Genomic DNA, 285 nt, shown 5'->3' on the forward strand with positions numbered 1-285 from the left:
GTATTGACGTGAGTACTTCCTCACCCTATAATTTATTTCTCTGACGCGGGGTGGAGCAGTCTGGCAGCTCGTCGGGCTCATAACCCGAAGGTCACAGGTTCAAATCCTGTCCCCGCAACCAAGCACACCAGACGATGTGCGGCGCAATTGACCGATGCGCACTTCGTCCACGAAAAACCCGGCTCTGTGCCGGGTTTTTTGTTTTCCGCGTCCGCCTGTTATTTCGGCGCGCCCGGGCTCCCGGGCAGGAAGCCGTTCTCGAGCTGATAGGTCGTCGTGTTGACC

The 285-nt window shown here is 57.5% G+C and carries 1 tRNA gene; it reads left to right on the forward strand.

The features are described from left to right. Positions 1–44: 44 nt before the first annotated feature. Positions 45–121: transfer RNA gene (locus AAEZ06_RS27060), tRNA-Met, on the forward strand. The last annotated feature ends 164 nt before the right edge of the window (positions 122–285 follow it).

The organism is Pseudomonas sp. HY7a-MNA-CIBAN-0227 (assembly GCF_040310325.1).
Taxonomy (GTDB): domain Bacteria; phylum Pseudomonadota; class Gammaproteobacteria; order Pseudomonadales; family Pseudomonadaceae; genus Aquipseudomonas.